This is a genomic window from Micromonospora sp. NBRC 110009 (assembly GCF_030518795.1).
Taxonomy (GTDB): domain Bacteria; phylum Actinomycetota; class Actinomycetes; order Mycobacteriales; family Micromonosporaceae; genus Micromonospora.
The window spans coordinates 6,175,081-6,194,361 of the sequence record NZ_CP130427.1; the positions used below are offsets into that span (position 1 = coordinate 6,175,081).

17 protein-coding genes are annotated in these 19,281 nt (G+C 75.4%); 2 read left to right on the plus strand and 15 right to left on the minus strand.

Annotated elements, in window-relative coordinates; translation table 11 throughout:
• Positions 1 to 13: 13 nt before the first annotated feature.
• The 6 genes from Q2K19_RS29165 to Q2K19_RS29190 all read right to left on the minus strand — a co-directional run bounded on the left by Q2K19_RS29165 (position 14) and on the right by Q2K19_RS29190 (position 7,662).
• A complete protein-coding gene (locus Q2K19_RS29165) occupies positions 14 to 736 on the minus strand; it encodes a polysaccharide deacetylase family protein (RefSeq protein ID WP_302765321.1) in 723 nt (240 codons plus the stop codon).
• Positions 733 to 1,941, minus strand: a complete 1,209-nt coding sequence (locus Q2K19_RS29170) for an MGDG synthase family glycosyltransferase (RefSeq protein WP_302772822.1) — start codon at positions 1,939 to 1,941, stop codon at positions 733 to 735. The genes Q2K19_RS29165 and Q2K19_RS29170 overlap by 4 nt, the downstream gene beginning before the upstream one ends.
• A gap of 51 nt (positions 1,942 to 1,992) precedes the next feature.
• The gene (locus Q2K19_RS29175) at positions 1,993 to 4,338 is read right to left on the minus strand and encodes a lysylphosphatidylglycerol synthase domain-containing protein (protein WP_302765322.1); all 2,346 of its coding nucleotides are present in this window, start codon (positions 4,336 to 4,338) and stop codon (positions 1,993 to 1,995) included.
• 165 nt (positions 4,339 to 4,503) lie between these two features.
• Entirely contained in the window at positions 4,504 to 5,778 is a 1,275-nt protein-coding gene (locus Q2K19_RS29180) for a D-alanyl-D-alanine carboxypeptidase family protein (protein ID WP_302765323.1), read from the minus strand.
• 135 nt (positions 5,779 to 5,913) lie between these two features.
• Positions 5,914 to 6,348: a protein-tyrosine phosphatase family protein gene (locus Q2K19_RS29185; RefSeq protein ID WP_302765324.1), complete on the minus strand. Its 435-nt coding sequence runs from the start codon at positions 6,346 to 6,348 to the stop codon at positions 5,914 to 5,916.
• Positions 6,349 to 6,432: 84 nt separating this feature from the next.
• On the minus strand, positions 6,433 to 7,662 hold the full coding sequence (locus Q2K19_RS29190) for a glycosyltransferase family 4 protein (protein WP_302765325.1): 1,230 nt from the start codon (positions 7,660 to 7,662) through the stop codon (positions 6,433 to 6,435).
• Between the two features lie 147 nt (positions 7,663 to 7,809).
• Here Q2K19_RS29190 and Q2K19_RS29195 point away from each other — a divergent pair, with 147 nt between their 5' ends.
• Positions 7,810 to 8,364, plus strand: a complete 555-nt coding sequence (locus Q2K19_RS29195; protein ID WP_302765326.1) for an arsenate reductase/protein-tyrosine-phosphatase family protein — start codon at positions 7,810 to 7,812, stop codon at positions 8,362 to 8,364.
• Here Q2K19_RS29195 and Q2K19_RS29200 read toward each other — a convergent pair.
• Positions 8,345 to 9,802 carry a tyrosine-protein kinase domain-containing protein gene (locus tag Q2K19_RS29200; RefSeq protein WP_302765327.1) on the minus strand — a complete coding sequence of 486 codons (1,458 nt, stop codon included), beginning with the start codon at positions 9,800 to 9,802 and terminating at the stop codon, positions 8,345 to 8,347. The two genes, Q2K19_RS29195 and Q2K19_RS29200, sit on opposite strands and share 20 nt — an antisense overlap.
• 478 nt (positions 9,803 to 10,280) lie before the next feature.
• On the opposite strand from Q2K19_RS29200, the gene nhaA reads away from it, so the two are divergent.
• On the plus strand, positions 10,281 to 11,600 hold the full coding sequence (gene nhaA, locus Q2K19_RS29205; RefSeq protein WP_302765328.1) for a Na+/H+ antiporter NhaA: 1,320 nt from the start codon (positions 10,281 to 10,283) through the stop codon (positions 11,598 to 11,600).
• A 20-nt stretch (positions 11,601 to 11,620) separates the two neighbouring features.
• Here nhaA and Q2K19_RS29210 read toward each other — a convergent pair whose 3' ends face one another.
• From Q2K19_RS29210 to Q2K19_RS29245, 8 genes are all read right to left on the minus strand, one after another.
• Positions 11,621 to 11,824: a hypothetical protein gene (locus Q2K19_RS29210; RefSeq protein ID WP_302765329.1), complete on the minus strand. Its 204-nt coding sequence runs from the start codon at positions 11,822 to 11,824 to the stop codon at positions 11,621 to 11,623.
• A gap of 168 nt (positions 11,825 to 11,992) precedes the next feature.
• Positions 11,993 to 12,580 (minus strand): TMEM165/GDT1 family protein, encoded by a 588-nt coding sequence (locus Q2K19_RS29215; protein WP_302765330.1) that lies wholly within the window; start codon positions 12,578 to 12,580, stop codon positions 11,993 to 11,995.
• 240 nt (positions 12,581 to 12,820) lie between these two features.
• Positions 12,821 to 13,786 carry an L-histidine N(alpha)-methyltransferase gene (egtD, locus tag Q2K19_RS29220; protein WP_302765331.1) on the minus strand — a complete coding sequence of 322 codons (966 nt, stop codon included), beginning with the start codon at positions 13,784 to 13,786 and terminating at the stop codon, positions 12,821 to 12,823.
• A gap of 38 nt (positions 13,787 to 13,824) precedes the next feature.
• Complete coding sequence (gene egtC / locus Q2K19_RS29225) at positions 13,825 to 14,574, minus strand: ergothioneine biosynthesis protein EgtC (RefSeq protein ID WP_302765332.1); 750 nt, start codon at positions 14,572 to 14,574, stop codon at positions 13,825 to 13,827.
• Between the two features lie 33 nt (positions 14,575 to 14,607).
• On the minus strand, positions 14,608 to 15,945 hold the full coding sequence (gene egtB, locus Q2K19_RS29230; RefSeq protein ID WP_302765333.1) for an ergothioneine biosynthesis protein EgtB: 1,338 nt from the start codon (positions 15,943 to 15,945) through the stop codon (positions 14,608 to 14,610).
• Positions 15,942 to 17,177 (minus strand): ergothioneine biosynthesis glutamate--cysteine ligase EgtA, encoded by a 1,236-nt coding sequence (egtA, locus tag Q2K19_RS29235; protein WP_302765334.1) that lies wholly within the window; start codon positions 17,175 to 17,177, stop codon positions 15,942 to 15,944. The genes egtB and egtA overlap by 4 nt, the downstream gene beginning before the upstream one ends.
• Positions 17,178 to 17,348: 171 nt before the next feature.
• Positions 17,349 to 18,077, minus strand: a complete 729-nt coding sequence (locus Q2K19_RS29240; protein ID WP_302765335.1) for a hypothetical protein — start codon at positions 18,075 to 18,077, stop codon at positions 17,349 to 17,351.
• A gap of 16 nt (positions 18,078 to 18,093) precedes the next feature.
• Complete coding sequence (locus Q2K19_RS29245; RefSeq protein ID WP_302765336.1) at positions 18,094 to 18,735, minus strand: RNA polymerase sigma factor; 642 nt, start codon at positions 18,733 to 18,735, stop codon at positions 18,094 to 18,096.
• Positions 18,736 to 19,281 lie beyond the last annotated feature (546 nt).

The window sequence follows — 19,281 nt, forward strand, 5'->3', positions numbered from 1 at the left end:
GCCACCGCCCGGATCACCGGGCGGGGTCCCGGTGCTCGCCGAGCGGACCGACCGTCCAGCCCTGACGGTGGCACTCGGACAGCAGCCGTGGCAGGGCGGCCAGCGCGGCCCGCCAGGCACCCGGGACGGCGGTGCACGAGGAGTCGTGCAGCAGGATGGTGCCCCCGCCGGAGAGGCCGGCCCGGACCGTCCCGTACACCGTGTCGCCGGTGGCCGACCGGGTCCAGTCCCGACCCCAGCAGCTCCACAGCACCGGCTCCAGCCGCAGCCGGCGCGCCGCCACCAGCGTCGCCCCGGTGAGCACGCCGTACGGCGGACGCAGGAAGCGGGGCGTCCGCCCGGTCACCTCGGTGATCACGGCCGTGGCCCGGCCGAGGTCGCGTACGGTCGCCACCGGCCCGCGCAGCAGCAGGTTGCGGTGCTCCCAACCGTGCACCGCCACCTCGTGACCGGCGTCGGCGAGCCGGCGGCCGAGGTCGGGTGAGCGGCGCAGCATCGCGCCGAGCAGGAAGAAGGTGGCCCGCACCCGGTGGGCGGCGAGCACCTCCAGGAACCGTGGCGTGGACTCCGGGTCGGGCCCATCATCGAAGGTGAGGGCGACCCGGTCCGGCCGGCCGAGGCCGTGCAGGCCGGGCAGGAACCGCGCCCGGACCGCCGGCACCGCGGTCAGGGCCGGCGCCAGGTGCAGCAGCGGAAGCGCCAGCCCGCCCAGGGCCCAGCGGGAGCCACGGTTCACCGGAGTCCGCCGGTGGACTGGAGCAGCGCGGCGACCACGGCCACCGCGTCGCCGACCGAGTCGACCAGGGCTCGGCGGTTGCGTTCGTCCACGCCGGCGCTGCCGGCCCGGCTCGCCGCCTCCGCGACGAGGTGTGCCGGATCGGCCCGCTCGCCGCCCGCATCCACGGTGTGCGGCGTCCGGCCGTCCACCCGGCGGGGGCGATCGCCCGGGCGGCCGTCGCCGACCAGCGCGGCCAGCACCGAGCCCAACTGGTCGGGCCCGGACACCCATCGGGTGAGGCCGGACCGGGCGAGGATCGAGGCGTTCGCCCGGCCGTGCCCGGGCAGCGGCCGGTAGGTCACCACCGGCACGCCGCAGGCGAGCGCCTCCTGGCAGGTCAGGCCGCCGGCGTTCTCGACCACCACGTCCACCGCGCGCATCAGCGTCGGCATGTCGTCCACCCAGCCGAACACGTGCTCGTGGTGGGCCCGCAGCCGCTGGTGGAGCTCCGCGTTGCGCCCGCACACCACGACCGGGCGGACGCAGCCGGTCGCCCGGATCTCCGCGACCGTCCGCTCGACGTCGCCGGTGCCCCAGGCGCCCGCCACGATCAGCGCCAGCCGGTCGTCCGGGGGCAGGCCGAAGCGCCGCCGGGCGCGCCGGCGGTCGGTGGCGGCCGGGACGGCGAAGGCCCGGGAGACCAGCGGCTGCACCACGGTGACGTCGATGCCGTCGGCCGGTTCCGTCTCGGCGTGCCGGATCGCGCAGTAGACGTCCACGCCCGGGGAGAGCCAGGTGGGGTGGACGACGAAATCGGTCACGTAGGTGATGACCGGGACGGCCAGCCGTCCCTGCCGGCGCAGCGGTCCGAGGAGCTGGTTGGCGAACGGGTAGGTGGTCACCACCGCCCGGGTGTCCGGGGGGATCGACCGGCGCATCCGGCGCCGAACCGGCCGGAGCAGCATACGGAGTACCGATACGGACAACCGGGACCGGCGGGTCAGCACGAAGAGCAGCTCGTAGCCCCACGGCAGCCACCGCAGGACGCCCCGGTACGCCTCCCTTATCGCCCGGTGCGCCGGGCGCGGCAGTATTTCCAGCAGGTTCATCCGGTCCACCAGGAAGCCCCGGCCGCGCAGCCGCCGCGCCAGCTCGGCGGCGGCCGCGTCGTGGCCGGCGCCGATGTCCGCGGAGACGACCAGAATGCGTCCCGGGCACTCCATGCCGCGGCGCTTACCCGAGGTCACGGCATCCACGCTTGGCCGGTTCCGCCCTCAGACGGCGTGTCGACGCACCAGCCCGCGCAGCGCCACGTAGCCGGGCAGCACCGGCAGCCAGAAGGTGGCCAGCCGGTAGACCAGCACGCCGGCGACCGCGGTCTCCGGCCGCACGCCGTAGAGCAGCAGGCCGGAGACCAGGGCCGCCTCGGTGGCGCCCAGGCCGCCGGGGGTCGGCGCCGCCGTCGACAACCCCTCCCCCACTATGCAGACCAGCACCACCGGCGCGATCAGCGCCGGGTCGGCCGGCAGGCCGACGCCGAGCAGGGCCAGCCAGAACGCCGCGGCGTAGGCGAGGGTGAGCGCCACGCTCACCGCCAGCAGCGGGACGATCCGACCGCTGCGGGCGAGCGCACGCAGCGCCTCCACCGCCTGCCGCCGGGCCGCGCGCACCCGGGTCCGCCACCGGGGTACGGCGAACACCACGGCGGCCAGCAGCAGCACCGCCAGCACGGTCAGCAGCACGGCCAGCCCGCGCCCGGTCGCGGCGCTCGCCAGATGGCGGCGGGTGCCCCGGGCGAACGGCAGCAGGACGGGCAGCAGCAGCGCGACGCCGAGCACGCCGGCGACCCGGTCCACGGCGACCGCGGTGGCCGCGGCCGGCACCGTCAGCCCCTGCTGGCGCAGATAGCGGACGGTCAGCGCCGCACCGCCGAGCGCGCCCGGGGCGAGCGGGTTGACGAAGGACGCGGCGAACTGGACCGCGAGGGTCCGGCCCGGCGGCAGCCGGCTGGCGGCGGCGAGCCGCAGCGCCTCGGCGCTGAGCAGGTAGGTGGCGGCCGAGGCGAGCAGCGCACCGGTCACCGCGAGGGGGTTGGCATGCAGGACCGCGTGCAGCGCGGCCCGTACCGCGCCGATCTGCGGCAGCAGGAAGTGCACCAACAGGCCGAGCATGACCAGGAGGAACACGTCCCGCCGGGTGATCCGGACGACGCGGGCGAGATGGTCGGACCGGCCGGGGCAGCGCCGGGCGATCTCGTCCCGCAGGTCGTCGAGGAGGCCGGGCCGGCTGTCGGCGAGCGCCCGGCCGGCGCGGGACAGCAGGGCCGGTTGCAGCCAGGGCAGGGTGTCGGCCACCGGGCCGGTGCCGAGCTGCCCGGTCGCGGCGTCGACCGCCGCCGGCACACCGGCCAACGCGGCCAGCGTGACCAGCAGTTCCACCAGGTCGCGGGCCCGCTGGTCGGCGGTGGCCTCGTCGGTGCCGTGGCTGAGGCCGACCAGCCAGGCCGTAGCACCGGCGACCAGCAGGTTGGCCGCCCGCAGGTCCCGGTGGGCCAGGCCGGCCCGGTGCAGCCGGGCCACCTGCCGGCAGACGTCGTCGAGCGTGTCCCGGTCCAGTTCGGCCGGGTCGAGCGCGTCGAGCGGCCGGCCCGGCGCGAATTCCTGCACCAGCAGGGCGTCCCCGCCGGGGTCGGTGGCGGTGGTGACCAGCCGGGGCGTACGCACGCCGGCCCGCTCGGCGCGCATCAGCAGGTACGCCTCGTGCGTGCACTTCTGCTTCGCGGTCAGGTACGGTGGCTCGTCGGCGATGCCCCGGTAGCGCAGCCGGCGGTAGAGCGTGTAGAGCCAGTCCGCGTCCCGCTGGCTGCCGCCGGTGACCTTGACGAAGCGGCGCCGCCCGCCGGTGGTGGTGACCTGCCAGGGGCGGGAACCCCGGGCGTCCCCGGCGACCGGGGTCAGCTCGGCCGCCTCGATGCCAAGGCCGAGGAGAACCTGCCGCAGCCGCCCCGCCGTGCCGCGGGGGCCCACGTCTCCGACGGCCACCCGGGTGAGGCTGGCGGCGAACCAGCCGGCCAGGAAGCCGCCCAGCACGTCGACGGGCAGGTGCGCGCCGACGTAGAGCCGGGCCGTCGCGACGAGGGCCACCGCCAGCCACAGCAGCCCGCGCAGCCGGCGGGGCACGGCCGGGGCGAGCACCACCGCCAGCGCGGTGGCCACCGCCACGTGGCCGGAGGGGTAGCCGAAACGCCCGCCGACGGCCTCGTGGAACCGGACGTCGGCCAGGAAGCCGGCCGGGCGGGCCCGGGCGACCAGCAGCTTGGCGAGCGCGGCCGCCCAGTAGGCCAGGTTGCCCGCGATCAGCAGGTCGCGGGCCAGCCGCCACTGCCGGGCGGCCACCGCGCCGACCGCCGCGACCAGGATCGCCGGGTACGCGCCGAGCTGCATCACCAGCAGCAGCACCGGACCGACCGGTCCGGGCAGCTGGTTGACCAGCACGAAGAGGTCCCGCTCCCAGCGGCCCGGCGGCCGGTGTCGGGCCCAGGAGCTGACCAGCGTGAACAGCGCGCCGGAGACGACCAGGCCGAGGACCAGCGCCGGGGACGGACGGTGGCTCCGAGGCATCGCCGGAGTCAGCGTACGGTCGGCGGACGAGCGACCCTGGGACGCGCGGCCGCGCCCGTCGTCCCGGCGGCCGCCCCGCTGTCCCGCATGGGTCGACCATAGGGCGGCCGGGCGCCGTCCCGGGCGGCAACGCGGGCGATCCGCCCGGCCGGTCGACCCGGCGGGTCAGGCGCGGCGGCGGCCGGACCGGCGGGACCGGCGGCGGGCGGCGAGTGCCGCGACGAGACCCCCGACGGTCAGCGCGAGGAGGCCGGAGACGGGCACGATGACGCTCCAGTCGCCGTCGGCCATCCGCCGCAGGGCGGTCCCGGCCGGCCCCCGCCATTCCGGCGGCGAGGCCGGCGTGGGGGCGGTCGGGGAACCGCTCGGGGCGGCCTCCGCCGCCAGCTCGCCGGGCTCGACCAACCGGCCCACCGAGGCGTCCCGCGGCAGGGCGAACCCCCAGTCGAGCAGCTGGGCACCCTGCTGCCAGCCGCGTACCGGACGGGCCTCGGCGCCGAGCAGGGTGACCACCAGGCGGCGGCCGCCGCGCTGGGCGGCGCCGACGTAGCTGTGCCGGGCCAGCTCCGTGAAGCCGGTCTTGCCGCCGAGGGCGCCGGGGTAGCGGTAGATGAGCTGGTTCTCGTTCTGGATCTGGAAGCCGCCCTTCTTCAGGGCCGGCTGGGCGGGGATCTGGGTCCGCTCGGTCAGCGTGTAGCGGCGGAACAGCGGGTTGGCGAAGCAGGCCCGGCCGATCAGCGCGAGGTCGTACGCGCTGGTGAACTGCCCCTTGCCGTCCAGCCCCGACGGGGTGACGGCATGGGTCTGCCGGGCGCCGAGGCGCTGGGCCTCCTCGTTCATCGCGCGGACCCCGCCGGCCACGCCGTCGGCCCCGCCGCCGAGCCGGGCCAGCAGGTTGGCCGCCTCGTTGCCGGAGTTGAGCAGCAACCCCAGCCAGACCGTCTCGACGGTGTACCTGCCGCCGACGAGCAGGCCGACGGCCGAGCTGCCCCGGGCGATGTTCAGGTCGCCCCGGGTGACCGTGACCACCTGCTTCGGGTCGAGCCGGGGCAGCATGGTGGCCGCCAGCAGCAGCTTCTGGGTGCTGGCCGGGGTGCCGTACTCGTGCGGGCCGCAGGCCCCCAGCACGGCGCCGGTGTCGAGGTCGGCGACCAGCCAGGACGTCGCGGTGACGGCGGGCGGGGCGGGCGCGCCGTCGGGCGTGACCAGCCCGGGGGTGTCGAGGCGCGCGCCGCCGACGACGCGGTCCGCCGGCACGGCCTTCGGCGGCACGGGCCGGGGCGGCCGGGAGACCTTCGGGGCGGGCGCCCGGGGACAGGGCACCGGGGCGGGGGCGGCGTGCCGGGCGGGCGCGGGCGGCGCGGCGTGCGCGGCCGGGACGGCCGTGCCGGTGCCCAGGAGGACGCCGGCGGTGGCGGCGGCCAGGACCCGAGCTCTCATGACCAGGGAGACTAACCGGCAAGATCGTGGCCCGGTGGCACCGGTCACGTCCGCTACGGCAGGTCGACGAGGCGACCGCGCAAGGTGACCGGCCGGACAGGCCGAGGACGGTCAGCGGGGCGCCAGGCCCACCGGTCACCGGTCGGTTCCGCCGACCCGGCGCAGCCACCGGCGCTGCCAGGGCGTCTCCACGGCGCGGGGGTGGTGGTGCGCGCGCACCCAGGCGACCGCCTGTTCCGGACTCATCCCGTCGAGGACGGCGAGCGCGGCCAGTGCGGTGCCGGTCCGGCCGACGCCGCCCCGGCAGGAGACCTCCACCCGCTGGCCGGCGTACGCCCGCCGCCACGCCTCCCGCAGGGCGTCCAGCGCGTCCACCGGATCGCGCGGCAGCCAGAAGTCGGGCCAGCGGATCCGCCGGTGCGGCCAGGCCGGTGCCGGCCCGGGCGCCAGCAGCAGGGCGAAGTCGGCGGGTCCGGGCGGCGGCGCGCCGAGGCGCCGACCGCGGACGGCGGCCCCGCCGGGCAGCACCACAAGTCCCTGCCGCTCGGTCCACACCTCGCCCGCGCTCACCCGGCCATTGTGCGGTGCCGGGCCAGGGAGAGCAGCCGGCATTCCACGGTGAGGTTGCCGGCGCCGTGCCCCTGCGGCGAGGCGCTACCGACCCGTTCGGGCGGTCCCCGCCGAGACGTCGTGGAGCAGCTCCTCGATCCGGTCGACACCGGCCCGCAGCGACATCTCCCGCAGGTAGGCGTCCCGCCCCCGCTGACCCATGTCCACCCGGGCCGCGGGCGGGATCGCCGAGGCCAACCAGAACCGGTCCGCCAGTGCGGCCCAGTCCTCCGGCGGGCAGGACAGCCCCGCCCGGGCCCGCTCCACGAGCTCCACCGTGTCCCCGCCGGCCGAGGCGACCACCGGGGTGGCGCAGGAGAGCGCGGCCTGGAGCTTCCCGGGCACCATGCCGCGCAGCTCCGGCAGGTCCCGCAGCATCACCAACTGGTAGTCGGCCGCCGCGTAGAGCTCTGGCATGTCCAGCGGCGAGCGCCGCTCCACGAACCGGACGTTTCCCGCCTTGAGATCGGCCGCGAGCCCCCGCACCCGCCGCTCCTCCGCTCCCGAGCCGACCAGGACCAGGTCCATCCGGTCCTCCACCGCGGCCGCCGCCCGCACCGCGGTCTCCAGGCCCTGGCGTACGCCGATCGTGCCGGCGTGCATCACCACGCACCGGCCGTCCCGGCGGATCAGCCGGCGGGCGGCCTGGCTCGGCTCGGTCGGCCGGAAGATGCGCTCGTCGGTCCAGTTCAGCACCACCCGCACCCGATCCGGGTCGGCCCCGCCGGACACCACCAGGTCGCGCATCGACGGCGCGGTGACGGCGACCGCCCCGGCCTCCTGGTAGATGCGGCGCATGGTGGCGTCCAGCCGGCCCGACCACCGGCGGGTCTCACCCGCCCGGGCCGGCTCCTCCTCCGGCCAGACGTCCTGCACGTGCAGCACGGTCGGCACCCTGCCGAGCAGCCGCAGCAGGCCGGCGGCGGCGAAGGTGACCGCCGGGAGTTGGAAGACGTAGAGGGCGTCGACATCGCTGAGGTAGCGCCGGCCGGTCAGGGCCACGCTGCCCGCGAAGGAGAGCCAGCTGGCCATCCGTGCCTTGGCGGAGCCATCGCCGGCGGCGTACCGGGGCACCCGGCGGACGGTCAGCCGCTCGCTGTGCGTCTGGTGCCGCCAGCGTTGCCGCCAGCCCGGATAGACGTGCCCGCCCGGGTAGTCCGGAAAGCCGGTCAGCACCCGCACCTCGTGGCCCCGGGTGGCCAACTCCTCGGCCAGGCTGCCCGGGATGAAGGCCGGCTCCGGCGGGAAGTGGTAGGAGAGAATCCCGATCTTCATGGCCGGGCTCCCGGCGCGGCTTCGGGACACCCGGCCGCCGGCACCCCGTACGATGCCCCCATCCCCTCCGCGTCCAGCCGTGCCGGCCGGACGACGCCCGCCGTCGCGGCGAGCCGTCCCGCGACCGTGCCGACTGGAGGGGTGCAGATGGTCGACGAGATGCTCTTCGTCTGCCACGCCAACATGTGCCGGTCCCCGATGGCGGAGTACATCGCGCGCCGGCTCCTCGCCGCGCATCCGGTCACCGTGGCCAGTGCCGGCACCGACGCGCTCGACGGCGCGCCCATGCACCCGTACGCGGTCGACGTGGCCGCCGGGACCGGCGCGGACCCGGCGGCCTTCCGCACCCGCCGGCTGCGTGCCGAGCACCTGGCCAGCGCCACGCTGGTGCTGACCGCGACCCGGCGGCAGCGCTCGGTCTGCACGTCGCTGGCCCCGGCCGCGCTGCACCGGACGTTCACGATCCGCCAGTTCGCCCGGTTGGCCGCCGCGACCGAGGCCCACGCGGCGCGCGACGGATCCCCGCTGCGCGCCGCGGTGGCGGCGGCTGCCCTCGCCCGGGGGCGGCTGCAACCAGCCGCCCCCGACGCGGACGACCTGCGCGACCCGGTCGGCGGCTCGCCGGCCGACTTCCGGCGCTGCGCCGAAGAGATCGAACGGTCGATCCGACCCGTGCTGGCACTCATCGCGACAGCCGGCTGAATTCCTGGGTACGGTCGCGACCGGCCGCGGCGCGTCGACCGCGACGGGCGACAGCGGCGCGGTCGCTGGGCACCGAGGGTCCGTCCACCGGCACGGCTACCTTGTACGCCTCGTACTGGTAGGCGTCCGCCTTGGCCACCTTCGCCCAGTTGAGCACGCAACCGAGCATGCGCACCGAGACCGAGTGCAGCGCGCGGGCCGCGGCGGCCACCTGGCTGCGCGAGGTACGCCCCTGCTGGGTGACCAGCAGCGCGCCGTCGGCCTGCACCGCCACCACCACACCGTCGGTGACGGCGAGCAGCGGCGCGGTGTCGATGATCACGATGTCGGCCGACTCGCGCAGGGCGACCAGCAGGTCCGCCATCGCCTTGGAGCCGAGCAGTTCGCTCGGGTTGGGCGGGGTGGCACCGCTGGGGAGCACGAGCAGCGACTTGTCGCCCCACCGCTGCACCACGTCGCCGACCTCGATGTCGCCCACCAGCACATCGGTGAGGCCCAACCCACCGTCGAGACCGAGGTAGTCGGCGATCTTGGGTCGGCGCAGGTCGGCGTCGATGAGCAGCACCCGCCAGCCCGCCTCGGCCAGCGCGATCGCCGTGTTGCAGGCCAGGGTGGTCTTCCCCTCGCCCTGCAGGGCGCTGGTGATCGCGATGACCCGGGCGGGCTCGTGCACGTCCACGAAGCGCAGGTTGGTCCGCAGCTTGCGGACCGCTTCGGCGCGCAGTGAGTTGGCCGCCTCGCCTACGATCAGCGGAGCCGCCTTGGCGCTGGACTCGAACGGGACCTCGGCCAGCAGCGGGCTACCGGTCACCCGCTGGAGCGCGGCGGCGTCCCGCATCCGGACGTCCGCCACGCCGCGCAGCACGGCCAGCAGCATCCCGAGCAGCAAGCCCAGCAGTCCACCGATGACCAGGTAGCGCACCGGCTGCGGGGACACCGGGCTGGAGCTCACCCGGGGACCGCTGACCACCTCGACCTTGACCGGCGGCGCCGTGCCGTCCGGCGGCGTCTCCACCCGCTGCACCAGCTCGACGAACTCGGCGGAGAGCGTCTCGGTCGTCTTCAGCGCCCGCGTCTGATCGGTGTCGGTGAAGGTGGCGTTCAGCAGCACGGTGCCGGTTTCGGCAGTGGTGCTGATCCGGCGCCGCACCTGGTCGGCGGTGAGACCGAGCGGACTCTCGGCCACGACGCTCTGGGCCAGCCGATCGCTGGTGATCAGGTCGGCATAGGACTTCACCCGCTGCTGGAGGAACAGGCTGCCCTGGTAGGCGTCGGTAACTCCCTGGCTGGGCGTGGTGACGAAGAAGGTCACCGAGCCCTGGTACTTCTCCGGCGTACGGACTGTGACCACGGCGGCGGCACCCAGGGCGACCAGCACGGTGATCAGCACGATCCACCAGTGGCGTCGGACCAGGCGCAGGTAGCTGAGAACGTCCATCACGTTCCCCCTCGCGACACGCCGATCAGCCGATAGAACTGCACGAAAGCCCCCTAAACCGCCCAGTTAACGTCCGAGTGTCCGAAATGCCTATACAACACGATAGATGCCTAGGCGAATGTAAACGAGTAGAAGCGCCCATAGGGTCTAAATCCTTACATTCCCGGATCCGACGCAGAGGCAACCATGGATCGCGAAGCCACCGCCGCCGAGGACGCTGCCGGGCGGCCCGCACCTGGGCCACCCATCGCCGTCACCCTGTCTGTCTTAACGGCCGCCGCCCGCTGACCGTCGCGCTCGCCTGCACCGCGCTGTTCGCGGCACACCGCGCGGGACTCACCAGGCCGCGCCTCCGGATGCACGGGCTGCCTGAGTCGAACGGCGGCGGGGTGCCCGGCCGGATAGGGTTGGACGCGGTGTGCCGGGAAGTCTGGTCGGCGATCCCTTCGCCGACGCCTGACCCCGAGGTGGACACCGCATGACCGACCGCACCCCGCACACCGGGCCGCCCCGCCGGTCCGACCGTCTCCTGTCCCGCCGATCGTGGCCGGAGGCGCGCTTCCTGGCCGAGGTGCTGCGCACCGAGACGGTCGGGGGCGGGCTGCTGCTGCTCGGCGCGGTGGTCGCGCTCCTCTGGGCGAACTCGCCCTGGCGGTCCGCGTACGCCCGGCTCGGTGACTGGGTGCCGTGGCCCGGCGGCCACGGCCTGCACCTGGATCTCAGCCTGGCCGCCTGGGCGGCCGACGGCCTGCTGGCCATCTTCTTCTTCGTGGTGGGCCTGGAGCTGAAGCGGGAGTTCGTCGCCGGGGACCTGCGGGACCCGCGCCGGGCGGCGCTGCCGGTGGTGGCCGCCATGGGTGGCATGCTGCTGCCGGCGCTGTGCTACGTGGCGGTGGCCGTCTCCGCCGACGGCTCCGGCCTGCGGGGCTGGGCGATCCCGACCGCCACCGACATCGCCTTCGCGCTGGCGGTGCTCGCGGTGCTCAGCTCCCACCTGCCGCAGGGCCTGCGGGCCTTCCTGCTCACCCTCGCGGTGGTGGACGACCTGTTCGCGATCGTCATCATCGCGGTCTTCTACACCGCCGACTTCCGCCCGCTGCCGCTGCTCGGGGCGCTCGCCCCGATCGCCGTCTTCGCCCTGCTGGTGCAGCGACGGCGGACCTGGTGGTGGGCGCTGCTCCCGCTCGCCGTGGTGGCCTGGACGCTGGTGCACGCCTCCGGGGTGCACGCCACGGTCGCCGGCGTGCTGCTCGGCTTCACCGTGCCGGTGCTGCCGTCCCGCGGCGGCGGGCCGGGGCTGGCCGAGCGTCTGGAGCATCGGTGGCGCCCGGTCTCCGCCGGCCTGGCGGTGCCGATCTTCGCGTTCTTCGCGGCCGGCGTGTCACTGGTCGACGTCGACCTGGCCGGCGTGCTCACCGACCCGGTGGTGATCGGGGTGGTCGCCGGGCTGGTGCTCGGCAAGACGGTGGGGGTGTTCGGGTCGACGTTCCTGCTCGCCCGGTTCACCCGGGCCGAGCTGGACGAGGAGATCACCTGGGCGGACCTGTTCGGGCTGGCGCTGCTCGCCGGGATCGGGTTCACCGTCTCGCTGCTCATCGGTGAGCTGGCCTTCGGGGCGGGCAGCGCCGAGGACGAGCGGGTGAAGGCGGCCGTCCTGCTCGGCTCGCTGGTGGCGGCGACGCTCGCCGCGACGGTGCTGACCCGACGCAACCGGGTCTACCGGCGGATCTCCGAACGGGAGGCCCGGGACAGCGACGGCGACGGCGTGCCGGACGTCTACCAGGAGGAGACCGCTTAGCCCGGCACGCCGCGCCGGGGTCACCGCCGGCGTTCGGCGCGCTCCTCCTCCGTACCGTCGGTCTCCTCCTCCACCGCGTCGGCGTACGGGTCGAGCAGGTCGTCGCCCGGCACCGCGATCGCCTCGGCCCGGTCCTGCTCGTCGGTGCGCCCGCCGGCCGGGGGCTCCGGAGCCGTGGGGTCTCCGGCGAAACCGTACTCGTTGGGCTCGTCGTGCCTGCTCATGCGCGGAACCTCCCGGTCGTCCTGGTTGCTCTGGTGGCGCCCGCCCGGGCGGTGGTCACTCCGCCGCGGCGCGGCCCAGATGTTCATACCCAGACACGCCGCCCACGATCATTCCGAGCCGGGATTCCGCCGTCGCGGCCGCTGACCGGCCGCGACGGCGGAACGGACTCAGGCGAGCTCGTTGACCGCCTCCAGGATCAGCCAGAGGCCGGAGATGGCGAAGAGGATCGCCGCGCCGTACCGGATGGCCTTCTCCGGCAGGTGCCGGCCGAGCAGCCGGCCGATCATGATCGCCAGCGCGTCGGCGGCCACCATGCCCAGCGTGGAGCCGAGCCAGGTGCCGAACCAGCCGTACTTGGTGGCCAGGGTGATGGTGGCGAGCATGGTCTTGTCGCCCAGCTCGGCCAGGAAGAACGCGACACCGACGGCGACGATGGCGGACTTGCTGGTCTTCTCCGCCTTGCGCTGCTCCGCCTCGGTCAGCTTGTCGCCGCGCAGCGTCCAGGCACCGAAGCCGAGGAACGCCAGGCCCGCGATGAGCGAGATCCAGCCGGTCGGCAGCGCCGCGTGCAGGCCGTACCCGATCGCCACCGACGCCAGGTGCACGATCGCGGTGGCGACGGTGATGCCGATGAGCACCGGCACGGGCTTGAACCGCGTGGCGAATGTCAGCGCCATGAGCTGGGACTTGTCGCCCAGCTCGGCGACGAAGATGACGCCGAAGCTGATCACCAGCGCGACGAGGAAACCGTCCATGTGAACCTTCCCGATCAAGCCGGGAGGAGGTACAGGGGCGCCCTCGACCCGGCTGCGACAGCCTGAGTCGAAGGTCTCGCCCGCCCCGGCGGACCGGGGCCGCGTGGCCGGATGCGGGACGCATCAGTATGTCGACCACGACATTGGGGGCTACTCCCCTTCGCGCCGCCCAGCCTAGCCCACCCCGGCCGGCGCGGCCGCCGCGGGTGCGCCGCCTCACCCGCGGCCGCCCCCGACTGCTCAGTCGGCCCGGGCGAGGGTCACCCCGAACAACCCCTCCGGGTCGGTCCAGAATGCCCGCCGCGCGAAGCCGGCGGCGGCCAGTTCCGCCGCGATCCCCTCCGGGCGGAACTTCGCCGAGACCTCCGTACGCAGCTCCTCGCCGGCGGCGAAGTCGACGGTCAGGTCCAGCACGTGCGCCCGGATCGGGCGCTCGGCACGCAGCCGCATCTCGATCCACTCGTGCTCCGGATCCCAGACCGCCACGTGGCGGAACGCCTCCGGGTCGAAGTCCGCCCCCAGTTCCCGGTTGATCACCCGCAGCACGTTGCGGTTGAAGTCGGCGGTCACCCCGGCCGCGTCGTCGTACGCCGGCACGATCACGTTCGGGTCCTTGACCAGGTCGGTGCCGATCAGCAGCCAGTCGCCGGTCTCCAGCGCGGCGCGCATCGCGGTGAGGAACTCGGCCCGCTCCTGCGGGAGCAGGTTGCCGATGGTGCCGCCGAGGAACACCACCAGCCGCCGGCCGCCGGTGGGCAGCCGGTCGAGCTGCCGGGTGAAGTCCCCGACGATGCCGCGGACCCGCAGCCGGGGGTAGGCGGCGGCGATCTGCTCGGTGGACTGGCGCAGGGCGCTCACCGAGACGTCCAGCGGCACGAAGGTGCCCAGGCCGCCGTGGCGGGCGAAGGCGTCCAGCAGGAGCCGGGTCTTCTCCGACGAGCCGGAGCCCAGCTCGATCAGCGTCTTGGCGCGGGTCTGCCCGGCGATGTCGTCGGCGTGTGCGGCCAGCACGGCCCGCTCGGCGCGGGTCGGGTAGTACTCGGGCAGCCGGGTGATCTCCTCGAACAGCTCGCTGCCCCGGGCATCGTAGAACCATTTCGGCGGTAGCCACTTGGGCGTGGCGGTCAACCCGATCCGTACGTCCTCGCGCAGGCTGCGCCCGAGGTCCTGCTCCTCCAGGTAGATCTCCAACGGCTCCGCGCTCATCAGCTGTCCCTTCTTGTCCCACCTGCGGAAACGGCGTCTCAGGCAGCCATCAGCTCCCGGGTGTCCAGCCCGGCGGCGGTGGCCACCACCAGCTGCCCGTCCGGCACGGAGCGCCAGCCGGGCTCGTCGTCGAGGGGTTCGGAGGCAAGCAGTACCGACCGGCCGGTGGCCCGGACCGACAGCGCGTGCCCGACGACGCTCGCCACCGCCGTGGCGCCGTCGGTGAGCAGCAGGTTCAGCCGGGAGCCGGGGGCGACCGAGGCCACCGCCGCGACGGTCTCGGTCACCGCCCGCGCCGGGTCCTCCCCGGCCCGCAACCGGTGCCGCACCAGGGCCCAGAGCAGCGCGGCGTCGGTGGGCGCGTCGAGGGTCAGCAGGTCGCGGACCGGCAGGTCGGCGGCGAGCGGCGCCACCGCGTCCGGCCAGCCGCGGATCACGCCGTTGTGACTGAACAACCAGCGCCCCTCGGCGAACGGCGCGGCGGCGGTCTCCTGCACCGGCATGCCGACGGTGGCCGAGCGGACGGCGGCCAGCACGCCGCCGGTGACGGTGGCCGCCGCCAGCCCGGGCAGGGTGGCGTCGTTCCACAGTGGCTGCGCCCGCCGGTACCGGACCGGGTCGCCGCCGCCCGGCGGGTACCAGCCGACGCCGAAGCCGTCGGCGTTGATGGTGCCGCCGCCGCGCATGTCCCGCGGCGCCCAGGACTGCCGCAGCAGGCCGTACGGCGGGTCGTACAGCAGGCTGCCCAGGCTGACCGGCGGCCCGAGGTAGGCCAGGTGGCGACACATCAGGCGGGACCGTCGCTCACGCCGCCGCCTCGCTCACGCGGCCGCCTCGTCCGGGCGGGCGTCGCGGGCGCAGCGGAAGCCGCTGAAGATCTGCCGCCGGATCGGGTAGTCCCAGTTGCGGAAGGTGCCCCGGCAGGCCGACCGGTCGGTGCCGAACGAGCCGCCGCGCAGCACCCGGTAGTCGTCGCCGAAGAAGACCTCCGAGTATTCCCGGTAGGGGAACGCGACGAAGCCCGGGTGCCCGCGGAAGGTGGTCGAGGTCCACTCCCAGACGTCGCCGATCAGCTGGTGCACGCCGAGCGGCGAGGCGCCCGCCGGGTACGCCCCGACCGGTGCCGGCCAGAGGTGCCGCTGGTCCAGGTTGGCGTGTTCGGCGCTCGGGTCCTCGTCGCCCCAGGGGTAGCGGCGGGAGCGGTCGGTCGCCGGGTCCCAGCGGGCCGCCTTCTCCCACTCCGCCTCGGTGGGCAGCCGCTTGCCGGCCCAGGCCGCGTAGGCCTCCGCCTCGTACCAGCAGACGTGCACCACCGGTTCGTCGTCGCGCACCGGCGACCAGCGGCCGAACCGCCGGTACGCCCAGCCGTCGCCGTCGCGGCGCCAGTGCATCGGGGCGCTCAGCCCGGCCTCCCGCCGGTGCCGCCAGCCCGCCTCGCTCCACCAGCGCGGCTCGTCGTAGCCGCCGTCGGCGAGGAAGGCGCGGTACTGCCCGTTGCTGACCGGCGCCGCGTCGATGACGTACGCGGGCAGGTCGACGGTGTGCGCCGGCCGCTCGTTGTCCAGCGCCCACGGGTCGGTCGAGGTGCCCATGGTGAACGGCCCGGCCGGCACCAGCACCTCGCCGCCGACCCGGACCCCTGGCTCGGGCGGCGGCGGCGCGTCCAGCACCGGCGCCCCGGCGCGCAGCTGGTGGGTGGCGAGCATGGTCTCGTCGTGCTGCTGCTCGTGCTGCACGATCATGCCGAACGCGAACCCCTCCTCGACCAGCTTCCGGTCGGTGAACCGGATCCCGTCGAGCAGGTCGTACACCTTGTCGCGGACGGTGCGCACGTAGGCGCGGGCCTCCGCTGGGGGCAGCAGGGGCAGCGCCGGGCGGTCCTTGCGGGGCTGCTTGAACGCGTCGTACAGGTCGTCGATGTCGCGGCGCACCGGCTCCCGGCCGCCGACGTCCCGGACCAGCCAGAGCTCCTCCTGGTTGCCGACGTGCGCCAGGTCCCAGACCAGCGGGGACATCAGCGTGGAGTGCTGCCGCATCAGGTCGTCGTCGTCCACCGCGTCGGTCAGCTCGGCGGTACGGGCCCGGGTGCGCTCCAGCTCCGCCGCGATCAGGCTGCGCAACCGCTCGCTCTCCGTGCCCGGCCGCTCGGTCGTGGTCACCGGTGCCTCCTCTCCACGGCGGCGCGGCGCCGCCGGATCGCTCGGCTCGTCTCCTCGTGCATCCCGGCCGGCAGGTCCAGCCGGGGCAGGGCGGCCACGGCCAGGTCGAACAGGCCGGTGGCGGCGACGGCCAGCGGCCGGTCGCCGAGCCCGTGCCGGGCGGCGGCCGGCCAGCGGTCGGCGACCGGCGCCGCGACCGCGAGGGCCTCCCGGGTGGTGGCCGGGTCGGCGAAGAGCGCGGCCAGCACCGCGAGCGGCACCGTCCAGTCCCGGCCGGGCTGGGCGTCCAGGTAGCGGATCTCCAGGTAGCCGCGCGGGCGGACCGGCGGGAAGAGCGTGCTCACGTGGTATTCCAGGTCCTCCGTGGTCGGCGGCCGGGGCAGCGCACCGGCCAGCCAGTCGGCGAAGGTGACGCCGGGTGGCGGGGTCCAGTCAGGACCGTCGTCGCGCACGCAGAGCAGCGGCGCGGCGAGCGCGTACGCGCTCCAGGCCGCGACCGGGTCGTGCTCGGCGCGATCGGGCGACCAGACCGGCCGGGTCCGGGCCGGGTCGATGGCGAGCCAGGCCGCCATCCGGGCGGAGGCCCACCCGGTGTGCCGGCCGGCGTGCCGGTCCGCGGTGGCGAACGCGGCCAGCAGCGGCGGCCCGACGGCGTGCGCGGCGGCCCACCGCTGCGCCAGCTGCCGTGGCTCCCCCGCGTCCAGGCAGACCTGGAGACCGGCGGTGCTGTACATCATGGCGCGACCGGCGGGGCCGCGCCGGTCGAAGACGCAGCGCATGGCCTGGTAGCGCGGGGTTTCCACGACCGGGCGGGGAGCCCGCCAGGGGTCGATGCCGGTGCGGCCCAGGGCGAGGCCGGCGGCCTCCAGCAGGGCGGTCAACTCGGCGATGTCGGCCTCGGTGGCCAGGATCAGCGCGGCGAGCGAGGGTCGCGGCGCGGAGGAGATCTCCACCTGCCCGCCCGGCTCCACGGTCACGGCGCCACCGTGCCGGAGCTCTTCGGCGGGGCTGGTCGGGTCGATGGTCACGGGGCTGTGGCGCCCGAGGGCCCGGCGGAGCCGCTCGCGATCGACCGGGCGGGTCGGGTCCCCGGCGTCGTGCACGGTCCATTCCAGCTCGACACCGGTGAGGGTGGGTGGCCCGGTCTTGAAGCAGATCCTGGCGATGTGCCCGGCGGCCGCGGCCTCGTCCCGCAGGACGGTGGTCCGGTCCAGCTCCGGTGACATCACCAAAAGACGGCTCCTCTCCCGTACGGGCGGCGACCACGGCGTCGCCCCGTCGTCACCGCCCGGCACCGGCCGGGCGGGCGCGGTCCCACCATCTTCTGTCTAGCAGACGGAATCCGCGCGCCCAGGGAGATGAATTTTTGTCCGGAATCGGGTTGCGCCGGCCTGGCCGCGCGCTCAGCGGTCGGTGCTCGGTTTGCCCGTGCGGTGGGCCGGCGTGGGCCTGGTGGCGCCGGGCGACGGATTGCCGCGCGGGCTCGGTGACGCCGCGTCCGGCACCAGCCGGAGGCAGTACGCCTCGACCTGCTCCGCCCCGCCCGCTGCGGCGGCCAGGTCGGCGAAGGCAGGCGTCTCCAGGGCCGTGGCCCGCTGCGGGTCCGGCTGGGCCAGGTACGCCCGGCACAGCCCGGTGAGCTGTTGCACTTTCGCCGGCTGACCGGGTCCACCGGTGCCGGTCGCGGGCGCGCCGGTGGACGGGGCGGGGCCCGCCGTCCCGGTGGTGGGGCTGCTCCCGGTCGGCGACGCCGCGCTGCTCCCGTCGGTGCCGGCCGGGGTGGTCGGGGGCGCCGGCTGCTCGGGCCGATCAAGGCTCACCGCCGCGAAGGCCACGCCGGCGGTGGCGGTGGCGGCGAGCCCGGCCGCCCAGGCCGCCACGCCGAGCCGGAGTCGGCGTCGCCGGGGCGCCCGGGCGGGCACCGGCGCGGGTTTGGCCCGGGCGGCCCGGAACGCGGCGAGCGCCCGCTCCTCACCGGCGAGCTCGCCGGGGTCACCCGGTGCGGCCGCTGCGGCGAGCACGCGGGCCAGCGGATCGGCCCCGGGCCCGGGGGCTCGCCCGGCGCGGACCGCGTCGAGGAGACGCTCGGACTCCGCCCGGTCGGCGGGTCCGTCGGAGCGGCGAAAGCTCATCCAGGTTCCCCTCACGTCATCCGTCCGCCGGTTCGGCCTTGGGCGCGCTCGGCGCCTGCCGTCCCCGGCCGGAACGCGGGCGGGGCGGCGTGGCTGCCGCGGCCCGGCCCGTCGGCTGTGCCATGTCGGAGCGTTCCAGCAGCGCGGCGAGGCGACGCAGGCCCCGGTGCGCGGCGGTGCGGACCGCCCCCGCCCGGCGGCCGAGCACCCGCCCGGCGGTCTCGGCGTCCAGCCCGATCACCGCGCGGAGCAGCACCGCCTCCGCCTCGCGGGGCGGCAGGGTGGCGATCAGCGCGAGCGCGCTCTCGGTGCCGATCGTCTCGCCGGCCCGCTCGGCGGTGTCGGCGTCGCCGGCGAGTTCGCTCAACGCCTGCACCGGCACCGGCAGGGACGGCCGCCGGCGCTGGCGGCGGAGGTGGTCCATGGCCCGGTTGCGGGCGATGGTGACGGTCCAGGCGCGGAACTCGCCGCCGGTGAAGTTGGGCAGGTCCCGGGAGATCTGCAACCAGGTCTCGGAGGCCACGTCCTCGGCGTCGGCACCCACCAGCGCGGTGAGATAGCGCAGTAGTCCCGGCTGGAGGCTGCGGTAGAGGAACCGGAAGGCCGCCTCGTCGCCCGCCTGCGCCGCGGCCACCGCCTCGCTCAGCTCACCGGTCATGAACCTGCCGTTCCCACCGTGCCAACGTCCCGGACCGGCGTTCGCCGGTGCGGTGACCGACGCCCGCCGGGTCCGGTGACCGGACCTGCCACCCGCACCATCGGCCCCCCACTGACCTCATCCGCCGCCCGCCTACCGGAGCGTACGGGCACGCGTGTGGACATGTGCCGCTGAGTACGGCGTCGGCGGACATACCGTACCGGCGTCACGGGGCGGCTGAGAGCCGGGCCAACGCTAGGAGTGGAGAGTCGGGTGGACAAGCCGCCACCCGAGGGCGAAAGAGTGAGAATTCTCTACCTGAACGGACGGCGGGTCGGCGTAACGGCGAGCGTCCGCGGGACGCTGCCGGGAGCGGCGCAGTCCCGAAAGCCGCAGCCCGGAAACCGGACGGACGAAGCGGGGAACGCCCTTTCCTGGCGGTTCGTGCCCGGATCGTCACCGTCAGCCGAGCGTCACGGTACCCGTTGACCGTTCGGCCGGGAGCGTAGCGCCACCTGCTGGTCGCGACGGGAGAGATTGCGGGAAATACTTCCCCCCGCCTCTGGG